At 38.8% G+C, this 15,634-nt stretch carries 17 protein-coding genes; 9 read left to right on the top strand and 8 right to left on the bottom strand.

Translation table 11 applies throughout. The features are described from left to right. Positions 1 to 78: 78 nt before the first annotated feature. Positions 79 to 1,590, bottom strand: a complete 1,512-nt coding sequence (locus tag BN997_RS03910) for a DHA2 family efflux MFS transporter permease subunit (protein WP_042529844.1) — start codon at positions 1,588 to 1,590, stop codon at positions 79 to 81. Between the two features lie 330 nt (positions 1,591 to 1,920). On the opposite strand from BN997_RS03910, the gene BN997_RS03905 reads away from it, so the two are divergent. The 3 genes from BN997_RS03905 to BN997_RS03895 all read left to right on the top strand — a co-directional run bounded on the left by BN997_RS03905 (position 1,921) and on the right by BN997_RS03895 (position 4,553). Then, positions 1,921 to 2,808 carry a TetR/AcrR family transcriptional regulator gene (locus BN997_RS03905; RefSeq protein ID WP_042529842.1) on the top strand — a complete coding sequence of 296 codons (888 nt, stop codon included), beginning with the start codon at positions 1,921 to 1,923 and terminating at the stop codon, positions 2,806 to 2,808. A gap of 166 nt (positions 2,809 to 2,974) precedes the next feature. Beyond that, positions 2,975 to 3,685, top strand: coding sequence for a DUF6612 family protein (locus BN997_RS03900; protein ID WP_042529840.1), 711 nt, complete (start codon positions 2,975 to 2,977; stop codon positions 3,683 to 3,685). Between the two features lie 319 nt (positions 3,686 to 4,004). Beyond that, positions 4,005 to 4,553: a competence protein ComK gene (locus BN997_RS03895; protein WP_042529838.1), complete on the top strand. Its 549-nt coding sequence runs from the start codon at positions 4,005 to 4,007 to the stop codon at positions 4,551 to 4,553. 364 nt (positions 4,554 to 4,917) lie between these two features. On the opposite strand, the gene BN997_RS03885 is transcribed toward BN997_RS03895, so the two are convergent. Continuing rightward, positions 4,918 to 5,706 (bottom strand): SDR family oxidoreductase, encoded by a 789-nt coding sequence (locus BN997_RS03885; RefSeq protein WP_042529834.1) that lies wholly within the window; start codon positions 5,704 to 5,706, stop codon positions 4,918 to 4,920. 331 nt (positions 5,707 to 6,037) lie between these two features. Between BN997_RS03885 and BN997_RS03880 the strand changes: the two genes are divergently transcribed. The 3 genes from BN997_RS03880 to BN997_RS03870 all read left to right on the top strand — a co-directional run bounded on the left by BN997_RS03880 (position 6,038) and on the right by BN997_RS03870 (position 8,066). Continuing rightward, positions 6,038 to 6,793 (top strand): SDR family NAD(P)-dependent oxidoreductase, encoded by a 756-nt coding sequence (locus BN997_RS03880; protein ID WP_042529832.1) that lies wholly within the window; start codon positions 6,038 to 6,040, stop codon positions 6,791 to 6,793. 37 nt (positions 6,794 to 6,830) lie between these two features. Next, entirely contained in the window at positions 6,831 to 7,202 is a 372-nt protein-coding gene (locus tag BN997_RS03875; protein ID WP_175296998.1) for a nuclear transport factor 2 family protein, read from the top strand. Positions 7,203 to 7,319: 117 nt separating this feature from the next. Continuing rightward, the gene (locus BN997_RS03870; protein ID WP_042529828.1) at positions 7,320 to 8,066 is read left to right on the top strand and encodes an SDR family NAD(P)-dependent oxidoreductase; all 747 of its coding nucleotides are present in this window, start codon (positions 7,320 to 7,322) and stop codon (positions 8,064 to 8,066) included. Positions 8,067 to 8,553: 487 nt separating this feature from the next. On the opposite strand, the gene BN997_RS22840 is transcribed toward BN997_RS03870, so the two are convergent. Next, entirely contained in the window at positions 8,554 to 8,697 is a 144-nt protein-coding gene (locus tag BN997_RS22840; protein ID WP_139089005.1) for a lmo0937 family membrane protein, read from the bottom strand. 440 nt (positions 8,698 to 9,137) lie between these two features. Here BN997_RS22840 and BN997_RS22095 point away from each other — a divergent pair, with 440 nt between their 5' ends. Further along, entirely contained in the window at positions 9,138 to 10,499 is a 1,362-nt protein-coding gene (locus BN997_RS22095; RefSeq protein ID WP_052484895.1) for an SGNH/GDSL hydrolase family protein, read from the top strand. Between the two features lie 106 nt (positions 10,500 to 10,605). On the opposite strand, the gene cyoE is transcribed toward BN997_RS22095, so the two are convergent. Then, entirely contained in the window at positions 10,606 to 11,499 is an 894-nt protein-coding gene (gene cyoE, locus BN997_RS03860) for a heme o synthase (protein WP_338112876.1), read from the bottom strand. Positions 11,500 to 11,622: 123 nt separating this feature from the next. Here cyoE and moaC point away from each other — a divergent pair, with 123 nt between their 5' ends. Further along, positions 11,623 to 12,105, top strand: a complete 483-nt coding sequence (gene moaC, locus BN997_RS03855; protein ID WP_042529824.1) for a cyclic pyranopterin monophosphate synthase MoaC — start codon at positions 11,623 to 11,625, stop codon at positions 12,103 to 12,105. 102 nt (positions 12,106 to 12,207) lie between these two features. Here the strand turns inward: moaC and modB are convergent, their stop codons facing one another. From modB to BN997_RS03835, 4 genes are read right to left on the bottom strand one after another with little or no spacing between them, the layout of a single operon-like run. Beyond that, positions 12,208 to 12,867, bottom strand: a complete 660-nt coding sequence (modB, locus tag BN997_RS03850) for a molybdate ABC transporter permease subunit (protein WP_084612838.1) — start codon at positions 12,865 to 12,867, stop codon at positions 12,208 to 12,210. Between the two features lie 9 nt (positions 12,868 to 12,876). Beyond that, positions 12,877 to 13,647, bottom strand: a complete 771-nt coding sequence (gene modA, locus BN997_RS03845; protein WP_042529820.1) for a molybdate ABC transporter substrate-binding protein — start codon at positions 13,645 to 13,647, stop codon at positions 12,877 to 12,879. Positions 13,648 to 13,661: 14 nt separating this feature from the next. Continuing rightward, entirely contained in the window at positions 13,662 to 14,180 is a 519-nt protein-coding gene (locus BN997_RS03840) for a MogA/MoaB family molybdenum cofactor biosynthesis protein (protein ID WP_042529818.1), read from the bottom strand. Positions 14,181 to 14,192: 12 nt separating this feature from the next. Then, complete coding sequence (locus BN997_RS03835; RefSeq protein WP_042529817.1) at positions 14,193 to 14,792, bottom strand: molybdenum cofactor guanylyltransferase; 600 nt, start codon at positions 14,790 to 14,792, stop codon at positions 14,193 to 14,195. A 116-nt stretch (positions 14,793 to 14,908) separates the two neighbouring features. Between BN997_RS03835 and BN997_RS03830 the strand changes: the two genes are divergently transcribed. Continuing rightward, entirely contained in the window at positions 14,909 to 15,631 is a 723-nt protein-coding gene (locus tag BN997_RS03830) for a Crp/Fnr family transcriptional regulator (protein WP_042529815.1), read from the top strand. Positions 15,632 to 15,634 lie beyond the last annotated feature (3 nt).

Genomic DNA, 15,634 nt, shown 5'->3' with positions numbered 1-15,634 from the left:
CCTTAGTTTAACATGCGAATAACGTCTCCATGCATAAAAAACTATCACCCGTCCATCAGATGATAGTTTTCTGCTTTCTTATTCTGCTCTTGATTTTGTAATGATTTTCCCGTCCGTGCCTACTCTCCGGATAAACAGCGCCAGAATAAATGCTAAACCGATAATCAACAAGGAGATAAAGAACGAGAAGTTAATGCCGTGAAGCATTGCCTCATTCATTATTTCTGTCTGCATCTGCTCTGCTGCTGCACCAGTCGGCATTTGTGACGGATCTATATTTTTCATTGCTTCCTCAGCAAGCGATTCTGCCTCACTGTTCGTCCGGCTGTTCATCACCGTAATCAGCAAGGCCGATCCGATAGCTCCAGATACCTGCTGCAGCGTATTGTTCATCGCCGTGCCGTGCGGGTTTTGATGCATCGGCAATTGGTTTAGCCCATTTGTCATAACAGGCATCATTACCATCGACATTCCAAAGGAACGAAGCGCAAAAATGACCATAAGCGATGTGATCGTAATCTCTAAATCCAACTGTGTAAAGAAGTACGTTGTCACACCTGTAATCGTAAGCCCGACAAGCGTTAATGTACGGGCACCGAATTTATCGAATAAACGTCCGGTAATCGGCGACATAATCCCCATCACAAGCGCGCCAGGAAGCATGAGCAGCCCTGCTTCAAATGGTGTAAATCCGCGGACAGTCTGCACATATAACGGAATTAAAATCATTCCTGAAAATAATGCCATTGCCAATACAACAGAAATGGCTGAAGATAAGGCAAACATCGGGTAACGGAAAATACGGAACTCAAGCATTGGATCTTCCATACGTAATTGACGAAGAATCAGCGCGACAATACTAATTACACCGACAATCAATGTCATATAGACAGCCGGATGACTCCATCCCATCTCTGAATCTCCTGCTGAACTAAATCCATACAATAAACCGCCAAATCCTAAGCTGGACAAAATAATTGATAGAACATCCAGCTTGATACCACGCTGGGGCGTAATATTTTTCAGCTTGAATACGCCGATTAATAAGGAAATCACAGCAATTGGGAAGACCACATAAAATAGCGTTCTCCAATCAAAGTGCTCCACAATCCATCCAGATAATGTTGGCCCAATCGCCGGCGCCACAATCATTACCAGACCGAAAGTTCCCATTGCCGTACCGCGCTTTTCAATTGGAAAAGCAGTCAGCATGACATTCATAAGCAATGGCATCATTACTGCTGATCCTGCTGCCTGAATCAACCTTGCCAGTAAAAGAATGGAAAAGGTCGGTGAAATAGCCGCTATTAATGTACCTAATGTAAACAATGTCATTGCGGTTAAAAATAACTTTCTATTTGTAAAACGCTGAATCAAAAACGCACTTGCCGGAATAAGAATTCCGTTCACAAGCATATATCCATTCGTCAGCCATTGAACCGTAGTCGGACTTACTTCAAATTCTGTCATTATTGAAGGCAGTGCTACGTTTAATAATGTTTCATTTAAAATAGCTACAAACGCCCCGATAAATAAAATAGCAATCATCCCGTAAGGCGGTTGTTTATGCATTTCTTTTATGTCTGTCATTATATACCCTCACTTTCTCTCCATAGGAAAAATCATGTTTCCTTCTGTCTGTTATGTTAAAATTTTTGTTGCACTGAAATACGTTTCTATGCTGCGTAGTGCTTTTCTGACATACAAATAACGGCATTAAGAAGAGGGTTAAAAAACATTTATTTGTTGTTTCAAAGCAGCCTCTCACTTAAGACTTAACTATTTTATACCTGTAGTCCAATAAATGCAACATAAATCTTTCAATGATTTTAAAATGTTGATATATCAAGGGATGTAGACTATCATAAATATTGTACACCTATTCTATTTTCGCAAAATTTTATATAAAGGGACGGTTACATGAACAAGAAAAAGAAACAAATTATTGAAGCTGCACAAACGCTTTTTATTAAGAAAGGGTTTTCTGCGACTCCAATCCAGGATATTTTAGAAGCAGCCAATGTATCAAAAGGAACATTCTATAATTATTTTTCTTCCAAAACGGAATGCTTAATGGCCATTTTGTCATTTATCAAGGAGGAAGTTATCCACGACCGCCATCAGCTTGCTCTTGGAAAATCCTCCTCAGACAAAGAGGTTTTTGTTAAACAGATTGCTGCCCGTTTTCATATTGATAAAAAACATAACCTGATGGCCTTGTTCGCTTCTTTGGCCAGTTCAGATACAGCACATCAAGAATTAAAAGAATTCCTAAACCAGCAATACCTGGAGGAAGTCACGTGGATGGCTGAACGGATTTGTGACGTGTTCGGTGCTAAGAAACAAAAACACGCCTATGACGATGCGGTTACCTGCTTCGGCACCATCCATTTAACCTCTAAAATATTAATGGATATCAACAAAACAGAAATTCCGATAGAAGAAACGATTTATTTTGCTCTCGGGCAGATTGAACGAGCAAACTTACATCCGCCCTTTTTACAGGCTGACTATTTTCTTCCCTACCATCAGATAAAAGATGCTGGAGAGCAAGACAGCAAAATCGAATTACAGCAAACTTTAACAGCGTTAAACAGCAAAGTGGACAAGCTGAAAAATGATAAATTGACATATTATCATCACTTTTTACTAGAACAGCTAAAATCAGAGAATCCCAATTTATTTTTGATGGAAAGTGTCATGAATTCCTATCAGAACGCCTTACTGCACACCGAATTAGAGGATAAGCGAAAATATATTCAAATACTGTATACGCAATTCATGGAGGAGAAAAGGGAAAATAGCTAACAATCGTTTTCCTTTCCAGAGTTAGAAAAGGTTTATTTTCCCAAAATAAAGAAAAAATCGCATACATTTTGATGTTGCAGCTAATTTACAAAACCTTTGTGAATGTTATAGACTATAAGTTAGAGTTTGAGATAATTCACCCATATTTAAGAAAGGTGGTGAAAACGTGAAAAAGATATACACTTTGCTTTCTATTTCCCTGCTATTCTTTTTGATTGCTTGTTCTCAGGAAGCAAGTGAAGATGAGGTTGTTGAAAATGTACTAAGTTCCCATCGTGATGTGAATCAATACGCAGCTGACTTTACAATTGATACATCTGACCTTACCAGAACGACAAGCTATAACATAGAAGTTCAAGTGACAGAGGACCCTACAGCACTGCATCAGATTTCTACAGCGGAAGCGGATGGAGAAGAAACCTCCATCGAAACGTATCGTGCCGGCGAGGAAATTTATACACAGGAAGCAGATAATCCTTGGGTAATGAGAGAAGCGGAAGAAAATGAACCTTTATTCAGCCCATCCTACAGAGAGGTTGTTTCTGTCCTGGAAGCTGTCATTGATTATGCTGAATTTGATTCGGAAGGCGGAACCTACACCTTTCATTATGATGGCTTTGAACGGGATATTTATGAAGCATTTGAAGGCCCATTCAATATTCTGTTAGGCGGTTCGGATATTGCTGATGAGGACATGACTTTAGATTACACCTTTGAAGTAAACAAGAAGGATTTCTATATTGAGAATTTAGAATACAACCTCTCCGTTGAAAATGAAACCGGCAATGTAGATATAAATATTCTTGTAAACTATGATGATGTAAATAATGTTGATGACATTGAAATACCTGATGAAGCGGTTGAAGAAGCATCTTAACCAGATGCAGTTGATACCGGTATCAGGTTTCGTTGAAATAGATGTGCAATAGAACCTCTTCGTAATGCGCTAAAGCTTTATGAGGGGTTCTTTTTATGCAGGCAAATGCTAGATTGGCCTCTTAGAAGCACACAAATTAGACAGGTCCAGTAATTTTTCTGATTGCATAGAAATAATTATAAAATTCATTTTTAAAAAATAATAGTTATTAATTTTTGAAAAATAAAAACATTTTATGTTTATTTATTATTTTGAATATGGTAAACTATTTTTATAAGATACATAATATGTTAAAAATATAAACACAAGGAGGGTTGTCATGGCACCTATTTATGAAATAACCGGGAAAACCATGGCAATATTGCCAGGAACAACATCCAAATCCGCATCAAAAGTCCTTGAATCAAATAATGAACATATGCTTACTTTCAAAGAAAAACCCTTTGAAATCATTGAGCAGAACTGCATAAAAAATCTGTCTTCTTATGCTGGGAGAAGAGCTTCTGTTCTTCATTACACAAGTTATACACAAAAAACCCCTGTCCCCGTCAGCGTTGCCCGGGGAATTATTGTATTTCCGACGCAGGGGCTTTCCAATAAAAAGTGTGTATGGATTTTTTACCAGCATGTTTCCAAAATCATAAAAAAAAGCGATGGAAGTGATATCATATTCAAAGATGGTACAACGTTATTTTTAAAAATCTCTAAAAAGCAATTAACTAATCAACTTTCGCGCTGCAAGCGGCTAAATGGAATCATTGAAAACATCGAAGAAAATGGGGTGCCGCCTTCAGAGGATCCATCTGAAGCATTAGGCAGGATTCTTAGTACGCTGATTCAAAAAGAACCTGTTGAGCCTCAGAAGTAAGCGTGACGTTTTTTAACAATCTCACAGCAAGACAATCACTCACAGGGATCATTCTTCTGAGTTTTTCACCTCATAAGTCTGGTTGCTCTTGTTCTGTGTATTGTTTGATATTTTCTAAATCAGAACGTTCACCATAGGAAATTGCTATATCCCGGTCTTCATAACAAGGATATCCTCTCTTGCCTCCTCTACAAAATACCCCCCTCTTTTTTTAAGCTTATTAGTAAACCAACAGAAAAACGCTCCCACCTTCAGGTTAAAGGAAAGAAGCGTTTTTACATTCGTTATAAATAGAATAGCCTTGTCCAACAGATTATTTTTTCTAGCTGAATTAAAACCATTAAAAATGAAATAAATCACATCATCAATAAGCCTTAACCACACCACCATCTATCAATAATGTCTGTCCGGTAACATACGTATTTCGATAGGAGCCTAAGAAGACGGCCGCATCTGCAAATTCCTCCGGCGTGCCGTATCGGCCGATTGGTATCGACGCCTGGACTTTATTTTTCCAATCCTCTAATGCAACCTGATTCTTTTCCGCATTTTTCTCATCGAGGCTCCGTAACCGGTCCGTATCAATTTTTCCTGGTCCTACGATATTAATTAATATATCATTTGCCGCATAATCCGCTGCCAGCGATTTGCAAAGAGCCTGGACACCGCTTCGAAAAATATTAGACAGCAGCAGCTCGCTGATCGGCTCTTTAATAGAAGTAGAGGCGATGTATAAGATTCTCCCCTGTCCATTCGTCTTCATCAAAGGAATCGCTTCTTTCATCGCCCGGATAGCACTCATCAAGGTTAACTCAAAGGCATCATACCAGTCCGTTTCCTCACTGGATTCAAAATCAATAACCGGCGGTCCTCCTGCATTGCTTATCAATACATCAAGCACGCCAAACTGTTCCTTCACAAAAGCAAATAAACGGGCGATATCTTCCTTTTTCGAAACATCTGTAACAAACGGAATTACTTCGCTGCCCGTCTGATTGGAAAGCTCAGCTGCTGTTTTTTTCAGAGTATCTTCATTTCTGCCGGTAATTATAACAGAAGCCCCTTCTTCCGCATACCTATTGGCAATTTCTCTGCCAATGCCTCTGCTGGATGCTAAAACAAGTACTTTTTTGTTTGTTAGTTTTAAATCCATTGAATATCGCTCCCTTTCATTGTTATTCATCATAATATCATATATGGTGCAAGTTATAGAAGGCTGACGCAGGTATTCATTAAATGGGCAAAAGCCCAGTTCTTATGTGAAATTAGCTTTGTCTGAAAAGCAAAAATATGTAAAGGGAATCCAATTAATTGACAGCTCCCTTAGGTTCCGAGGTGCTTGACCAAATCAATGAAAAGTATTCCACACTGACCGATTCCTTATGGAAAATTTTTCCGATGAAGAATTACATGAGCTGCATGGATATTATAAAAAAATGGTAGATAATCTAAAAGAATACAGAATAGATAAGGAGAAATGATGTATGTCTGAAGCAGAACAAATTGCAGTTATCACTGGTGCTGGAAGCGGGATGGGACGCGCTTCCAGCCTTAAATTGGCTGAGCAGGGCATGAAATTAGTCTTAGTTGACTTCAATGAGCAAACCCGAGAAGAAACACTTCGCCTGGTGAAGGAACAAGGAGGAGAAGGCATTTTTGTCAAAGCGGATGTTTCCAAAAGTGAAGACGTGCAGAATTATGTACAAGAAGCCGTTAAAGCCTATGGCCGCATTGATGTCTTCTTCAACAATGCCGGTGTCATCCAAAAGCCTTATTTATTGGCGGATATCCCGGATGAAGAATACGATCGCGTCGTTTCCATCAACTTTAAAGGGGTATTCCTGGGAATGAAATATGTATTAAAAATCATGGAAGAACAAGGTTCCGGTGTAATTATCAATACATCGTCAAGCTCAGGACTGCGCGTGGAACACAGCTTAGCAGTCTATTCTGCAAGCAAGCATGCCGTGGTCGGCTTGACAAAATCAGCTGCAAAAGAATATGCCGATAAAGGAATCCGCATCAATGCGATCTGTCCTGGCGGTGTGGAAACAAACTTGGTATCCGGCTTCCAAAAAACATGGGAAGAAACCGGAAACACACCGAAAATTGACTTTCCGATTATAGGACGCATGTCCGAACCAGATGAGATTGCTGATGTGGTTGCCTTTCTGGCTTCCCCAGGTGCCAGCTATATGACTGGATCTGTTCTTGCCGTTGACGGCGGGTTGACTTTATAAAAGGATCATTCCAATTAAGCAAAGGAGCATCGTATTGATGGACAACGCCACCATGAAAAAAGCATTACACGCATATGTTGATGCTTTCAACGCAAACGACATCGAACGTTTAATAGCTTTATTTTCGGATGAAGCAAGTGTGGAGGATCCTGTTGGCACACCGCCAAAAACAGGACGTAAAGAAGTGGAAGCATTTTACAAAGAAAGCATATCCGGCGCCAGGTTGGAGCTATTGGCGCCGCCGCGCGGATCTTATCGTAACGCAGCAGCCATTACATTTGCGGTTCACACAGAAAAGGAAGGCCAGCCAATCCGAATCGACGTCACCGATGTCATGACATTTGATTCCAACGGGAAAATTGCAACAATGCATGCTTATTGGGGGCCGGACGATATTCAGCAGCTTTAATGCTGCTGATCGCATGGAATAAAATAGATATTACTACACTCTCCTACCAGGCAAGACAGGAGTGTGTAACAAGCTTGCATGGACAGAGTATATAATTTATGGAAAAGGATGATTACAATGGGACGATTAACAGGGAAAGTAGCAATTATCACCGGGGCAGCTAATGGAATGGGAGCTTCAGAAGCAAAGCTTTTTGCACAAGAAGGAGCAAAAGTAGTCGCAACAGATATTAATGATAACGTATTAGATGAGGTAATCAACGAAATTAAAGAAAATGGCGGAGATGCCATCGGCCTAAAACATAATGTGACATCAGAGGATGAATGGAAACAAGTTATCCAGGAAGCTGTAACACATTATGGAAAAATTGATGTGCTCGTAAATAACGCAGGTGTATCCAGTCCGAAAACCATCGCACAAATGGAGATGGACGAATGGAATAAAGTCATGGATATCAATTTAAACGGCTGTGTTATCGGGATGAAATACGTTATTCCGGAAATGCAAAAAGCCGGCGGCGGCTCCCTGATTAATATTTCCTCTATCGGAGGCATTGTTGGGATGGCTGGTTCAAGTCCATACACTGCTGCTAAAGGCGCTTTACGATCTCTATCAAAATCTGCAGCTGTAGAATATGGCAAAGATAAAATCCGCGTCAATTCCGTTCACCCTGGTATCATTGAAACACCAATGACGGCAGATTCCTTTGCGGATGCAACCCCTTATTATCAAACATTCACCCAGCTTCCTTACTTCGGAAATCCGGAAGATGTGGCATATGGTGTGCTGTTCCTTGCATCGGATGAATCACGCTTTATGACTGGAGCTGAACTGGTTATTGACGGCGGCTGGACTGCGCTTTAATATGAGGTAGAAGTTTTCAAATTTATTTTGCTTTAAGACTCTAAAAGAATCTTTTATTCAGCAGATTTTAAGAATTGTGTCTGCTGGCAGGATCTTGTAAATTTATAAAATAGGATAGAACACCCTCTCTATGGTATCACTAATTTCCAGGCAATCATACCTGTTATAGAGGGGGAGTTTATCTATACAATCTTAATGACAAGCGTCTAAAAGAAGATATAAATATAATGGTTTGTGAATTTATCAAAATCTACTTTATCAGTTTTCCCTATACGAATATGGTAATCGATATCATTCTTCATTTCCTTTTCAACCAACGATATTTCCAAATGTATTAAAAGAGAATTAACAGTAAAATTATCTTATCTATGTATTATTGTACAACTGTGTATTCGGCGTTCATTACATTAAAAATGACAGTATTGACAATTTTAATATAATGAACTACCGTAATTTTTCCCTATTATCGGTTATTAAAAAAACTTATCTAGGATTTACGGCCAGTTATAAGTCGATAAATTAGTATAATCAAAGCTACAACTAATAATATATGCACTAGGTTTCCTGCTATATCTCCAATGAAGCCTAGCAGCCATAAAACCAGAATAACAATTAAAATGGTCCAAAGCATTGTCTGACCTCCTCCCTTCTTCTTTTAATAATCATTCCCCTTTCTTATTTTTAATAAACACCGTTAAGCAACTAAACTTAAGCATATGATGTTATTTCTATCACAATCAAAATCCGTTCTTCGAAAAAATTTCCTTCTCCTGTTTCTGCGATAAAATAGAGAAAAAAACGATTTTCTAGAATAATCACTGATATTCTTTATAAAATCTATAAAATAATTACTGTATGAAGTTTATATTTAATTATCTCAACATAACTGGCAATATGTCGAGATACCTTGAATATACTCATTTAAGGATTTTTCATGATTTATGATACATTTACATATAAGTGTTTGATGTACCGAAATGTATATTAGATATAAAATATGTACTAGCTCAAATTGAGTTACATAAACACTTGTCAGTCAAAGCAGCTTAGAAAATACAAGGAGGAGATATAATGAAAAATAAGCTTTTATTGACTTTTCTATCCACACTTCTAATCGGTGTGATTCTATCCCCTAGAGCAATGAAGGCTCAGCCGGCAGAAGGATATGATCCCGCTGATGAAATGTATATCAAAGCAGATAAAGATCACTACTGGAAAGGACGCTATTCCAACGGACGGGTCTTTTCTGAATATATCGCAAACGAATTAGCTGGAGATTACGACAATCTGATCAACTATGCGGTAGGTGGAGCTTTTAGCGGCGACATGGCAAGTACGGGAGAAGAGCATTCCAACTGGTCTTCTTGGTTAAAAGGCTGGGGCGGTGTTGAACAGACAGAAAGGTTTCTGGCGGATATGCACGGAGAAGCTGACCCCGAGGCTCTTTATATTATCAGCATCGGCGGAAATGATACATATGCTGTAGAAGATCTGGGAGTAGAGCCTGCAGCAGAGCTTGCAAGTGATTATTCTCTTGAAATGGTTCAAAATCTTGTCGAGGGCGGTGCCAAATATATACTACTGCCAAACCGTTTTGAAGATGAACGTACGAATCTGACCGATTTCAGTGATATCAGAAACCAGCAGGTCGTTCAAAAAGTAGAAGATTATCTTGCACTTGACAGCACTCCTGATGATGTAGAAGTGATTTATGGACATAATCAACAGCTGCGTGAAAATATTGATGAACAAGGTTTTGAAGAATTCGGATATAAAAGCATGGGCTTTTATCTTGTATCCGATTGGGTTCCAGCCTATGGCTACGCCTTAGCTTCTGAAGATAACAGTGATATTTTCCCTGCTAATGAAGCAGAAGACACCTATGGAGGTTATGGTCATTACTCCATAGACAGCGAGTATTATAATCCAGAATCAGCTGGCTGGGAGCCGGATGATTTCTACACTTACGACGAATACCATTTGTCTAATAGAAGTCAAAAACACGTAGCTACGTATCTTTTAAATTCCGACATTGCAACAGATGACAATGACGGCGTTTTTGAACAAGTCTATAATGGAGAAGTCAGCAGCTTTGCTGAAGCAATTGCCGACGGTAAAATACCTTCTGAGTATACAACCGTCTACACTTTTGGCGACAGCAGTATTGATACGGGGCGCGGTTTAGAAGTTACTACTGAATTAGTAGAAAACCGCGGAAAACCAGAGGTATCCTCTTATACTGTACAATCCGGAGATAATCTATGGAATATCGCAAAAAGGAATTATCCAGGAGAACAAGCAAATGCACAGATAGCGAAAGAAGTGCAAGCTATTTATCAGGCAAATAAAGATCAGATCCGAAATCCTGATTTAATATTTCCTTATCAAACAATCACTTTGCCAACAATGAATGACTCTAAAACAAGTAAATAATAATTGAAAAACTTAGGCTTATCGCGAAGTTCTTTGTGAAAGCCTAAGTTTTTCAGATACTTTCATATCGTCTTGTCATTTGATAAAGGGTAACTTCATTATTGCATTAAAGTGAAACCGGAAAAGTAGCCAAGATAAGTAATAGAAATATAATGACTAAATAATTAACCGAATATAAAAAATTCCATTGCGCCCATTTTCGAACATCCTTCATCCAAAATCCGGCAAGCGCTAATATAATCCAGCTAACGTTAAGAATGGCAGCAATAACGATAAAGAGAACTCCTAATTGTGCTATAAGAAATGGTAACGGCAGCAGGCAGGTAATATATACAAGCATTTGCCTTTTTGTCATTTCAAATCCATATACTACAGGGAGCATCGGAACTCCTGCCGCACGATACTCCTCACTTCTTTTTATTGCGATAGCAAAGGTGTGTGGAATTTGCCAAATAAATAGGAGTAAGAAAATCGTCAAAGGAACCGGATGAACCGCCGAATCCACAACCGCCCAGCCAATCAGCGGCGTAACAGCCCCAGAAATACTGCCAATAATTGTATTTAGCGTATATTTTCTTTTCGACCACATTGTATATAAAACAACATACGTAAACCAGCCGATAAATGCATATAAAGTGGTTTCCAAGTTAACAGCAAGAAGGAGGATAAATCCCAACGCAGTTGTACCAATACCAAGTGTTAATACTTGTTTGTCCGTAAAATGTCCTGTTACCGTCGGCCGCTTTTTCGTTCTCTCCATTTTGGAATCAATATCGGCATCAAACCAATTATTTATAATCAAAGCTCCGGCCATCACGAAAGTCGATCCAATGAGAGCAAGTATAAAGAGAAACCAATAATTATAGAATCTGGCATTTGTTATATAAATAGCCAACACAAAGCCTGTTATTACCGGAAGAACATTTGCGGCTAGTACATTAAATTTTATAAGTAACTTAATATCATTTAAGAAATCAGATTGTTTTTTTCGTTCCATCATTCATCACCCTTTTAAACGTATTCCACCTTTATATTCCGGATTCCTTTTACTGCCTATATTGAATTTAATAGTAGCTTAAGCTAAACTTATTATGTAATCTAAAAGAAAAGTCAGGTGACGAACATGGCAAATTTCACTCATTTTAATGACGATGGACGAGCAAAAATGGTCGATATTTCTAACAAAAATGAAACAGCTCGAAAAGCCATTGCAAGATCCAGTATACAGATGAATCAAATCGTTTATGAAAATATTACACAGCAAAAAATTAAAAAAGGAGATGTATTGTCCGTTGCCCAGGTTGCGGGAATTATGGCGGCAAAACAAACTTCCTCTTTAATTCCAATGTGTCACCCAATTCCTATTAGCGGCGTCGATTTATCTTTTGAATGGGTCCATACGGATAAGGAAATGTATGAGCTTCTCATCGATGCGGAGGTAAAAACAGTGGGAAGTACCGGGGTCGAAATGGAGGCATTAACAGCCGCTTCCGTAACCGCATTGACCGTTTACGATATGTGCAAAGCAGTAGACAAAGGCATGGTTATCGGCCAAACCTACTTACTTGAAAAAAGCGGCGGTAAAAGCGGAGATTATAAAAGATAATTCAGAGGAGAACTCCGCTTTCCTTTTTCCCTATGCGTAAAGATGATTATTTACTCCAATCCATAGAGCCTGTATTGCCAGCTTACGGGCTCTGCCAGCGTTTTAATCATTTGGTTTCATTCGATTAATGATTAACAGCAGTAAAAAAGATAAACCAATGCTAATTAAAACATAATACCAAGCAAGTGTTGTTTCTCCTGTTTCTATTGCCAAATAAATCGCGGTTGGGATGGTTTGCGTTTTTCCAGGTATATTTCCAGCAAACATCAATGTGGCACCGAACTCTCCAAATCCCCTTGTAAATCCAAGCACCGCACCTGTAGTAAGGGAACGATACGACAGCGGAAGGATTACCTTTATAAGCGCAGTCCAATCTCCCGCACCATCCACTTTCGCAGCCCCTACGATATCCTTATCAACCGCTAAAAATCCTGTTTTGATGGATTGATAGATTAATGGAAAGGCGACAACGATTGCTGCAATGATTGCTGCTGTCGATGTAAACAATATACTCTTGCCAGCTATATCCTCTATGAATTGACCAATCCAGCTATTTGTACCGAATATCATAATAAGAAAAAAGCCTACAACTGTCGGCGGCAGCACCAATGGCAGAAAAAAGACTGTCTCTATAATTGCCTTCCCTTTTCTATCTTTACGAATGATCCAAAAAGCAGATAAAATGGCTAAAAGAAATGCAATTACAGTTGCGATGGTTGCTACATAAAATGATAATTGAACAGGATGCCATGACCATTGCATGCTACTCACCTACTCCACTGGTTGAAATCCATTATTTTCAAATACTTCATTAGCTGCTTCACTAGATATAAATTGGCAGAAAGCATCTTTTGCCTGCTCCACGCCTTCTTCCTTTTCCTCACTTTGAAGCGCAGCAATATAATACTCAATTGGAGAGTGCAGGCTTGAATCAAAGGTTTGGACGACTGTTACATCTTTTTCGTCATTTACATCACTGGCATACACAATTCCAACGTCTGCAGCGCCTTCTTTTACCAACGTAAGCACCTGCGTAACATCTTTCGTATATATAAGCCGGCTCTGCTCTTCCAACTGCTCCCATACGTCTAATTCTTGCAGCGCTTCTTCTGCATAGGAACCTGCTGGAACTGCATCTGGTGTGCCGATTGCCATTACCTGATTTCCTGCCATAAAATCATTCAGAGAGGCTATATCCCCTTCTTTTGGTTTGATTAGAACGAGTTGATTTGTAAGTATTGCTTTTCCATTATCCACACTGTCTTGATCAGCTAATTTTTCATAGTCAACACTTGACGCAGAAAGAAAAATATCAACCGGAGCTCCCTGTTCAATTTGTTTCCGTAATGAACCAGAACCGCCATAGTTATAAGAAATGTGAATGTCAGGATATTCCTCTTCAAACATTTCCGTCAGTTCTGTTAAACTTGCTGTCATACTTGCAGCAGCAGAGATCGTTAATTCGGTTTCACTTCCACCCCCTTGAGAGCATCCTCCAGCAAGCAAAATTAAAATAACAATAAAAATAGAATACTTTCTCATATGAAACATCCTTCTTATCTCTGTTCTAAGTCCTTATGGATTTCTCTGACCATATGTCCGACTTCCGGCAAAATGATTTTTTCCATTGCTAATGTTACCGCACCAGTTGACCCTGGAATGGAAAAAATAACGCAATGGTTACGAACCCCGCAAATCGCTCTCGATAAGATACTGGCCGTTCCAATATCATATTGGAAACTTAAATGTCTGAACAGTTCTCCAAAGCCTGGAAGCTGTTTTTCAAATAATGGCTCAATCGATTCGATGGTGACATCTCGGTGAGATATACCTGTCCCGCCATTTACAATAACCGCCTCGATTTCCCCGCTGAAAACCGTTGTTTCTACTGTCTTCCGAATATGATCTTCATCATCTGATATAATTTCATAAAAGTTCACTTGATGTTCATGATTTGTTAATAAATCAATGATTTTCTTTCCACTTTTATCGGTTTCTTTTGTTCTTGTATCGCTAACTGTGATAACAGCACACGAAATATGTTTAGCTGCATGTTTTCGATGCGTTGTCAGCATTTTAACCCACCTCTAATTATTTTCATTTTTTGGACCAGCAATCCACTTATAATAATCCTCCCGCAGATTAATATTATAAAAGCATTTTTCCTCTTTCATCGGGATGTATCTTACGTTTAAATTCTCCAGTAATCGATGAACGGATAATATTTCTTTTTGAAGCTGCTCCAAAATAACTTCTTTTACACTATGATGATAAATAGAAATAAGCGGTTGGATTTCCCCTGAAACTACTGGCACGACCGCATCGATATTCTCTTTTTCATAGGATAATAACGTATGGAAAATAGCCGTATTTATAAACGGCACATCGATTGGTGCCGTTATATACCAATCTGCTGACAGATATTCCATTCCCGTATACATCCCAGCTAGCGGACCTGCTCCTTTAAAATACTCGTTATCTGTTATGATTGCTAAATCATCTGCTTCCTCATCGAATAATGCTTTCAGTTCTGTATTGGTTATCATCACAATGGAGACCGTGATTTCCCTCAATGAATCGACAGAATACTGATAGAAGTATTTCTCATCCATCCGAAGAAAAGCCTTTGGACTGCCAAACCTTCTCGATTGCCCCCCTGCCAGCAGGAGACCAGCTATGTTTCCCATACAATGCACCTCCTTGTGGTAAATTTCACAAATTCGTAAAGGAAAGAAAACCAACTAAAAAGATACGAGTGTTAAAATAGAAATAAGATGTTACATCCATAAAGGAGTTGATTGCTATGCAAACAAGCGCGTTATTACAATCAAAAACGGGAAAAGACAGTATCTCAGAAGAGCTTAGAGCAGTTTTACATTCAATCGGCACGGTAAAAAGTATGGAAAAACACATGTATCTCTTTCATGAAGGCACAGAATCAGAACAAATATTTATTATTAAATCCGGACTGGTCCAAGTTTCCAAATTAACAGCGGACGGGAAAGAAATGATTCTTCGTATTTGCAAACAGCAGGACATTATTGGCGAGTTAACAATTTTTAGTGATGATTCCAGATATATGCTGAGTGCTAAAATTATTGATAGCGGCGAAGTATTAGTTATTCAAAAAGATCAATTAGAAAAAGCATTAATGTCAAACCCGCATTTAACATTTGAATATTTAAAATGGACGAGCAGCCATATGCGTAAATACCAATCCAAAATTAGAGATTTATTGTTGAACGGAAAAAAAGGTGCATTATATTCAACCATCATCCGTCTTTCGAATAGTTACGGCATAAACAAAAAAGATGGCATACTAATCGATTTGGTCCTCACCAATCAAGAATTAGCTAAGTTTTGTGCTGCGACCCGGGAAAGCGTTAACCGGATGCTCGTCGATTTAAGAAAACGTGATATTATATCTATGGATAAAACTGGCCGTATTTTTATCAAAGACATCGATTATTTACGAGACCAAATTGGCTGTGAAAACTGCCCAATTGAAATATGCAATATCAATTAGCTG

The sequence above is a fragment of the Oceanobacillus oncorhynchi genome, from assembly GCF_000821065.1.
In the GTDB taxonomy this organism is placed as follows: domain Bacteria; phylum Bacillota; class Bacilli; order Bacillales; family Amphibacillaceae; genus Oceanobacillus; species Oceanobacillus oncorhynchi.
Note: the sequence above shows the minus strand (reverse complement) of the source record. Positions and strands in the feature narration are given on the sequence as shown.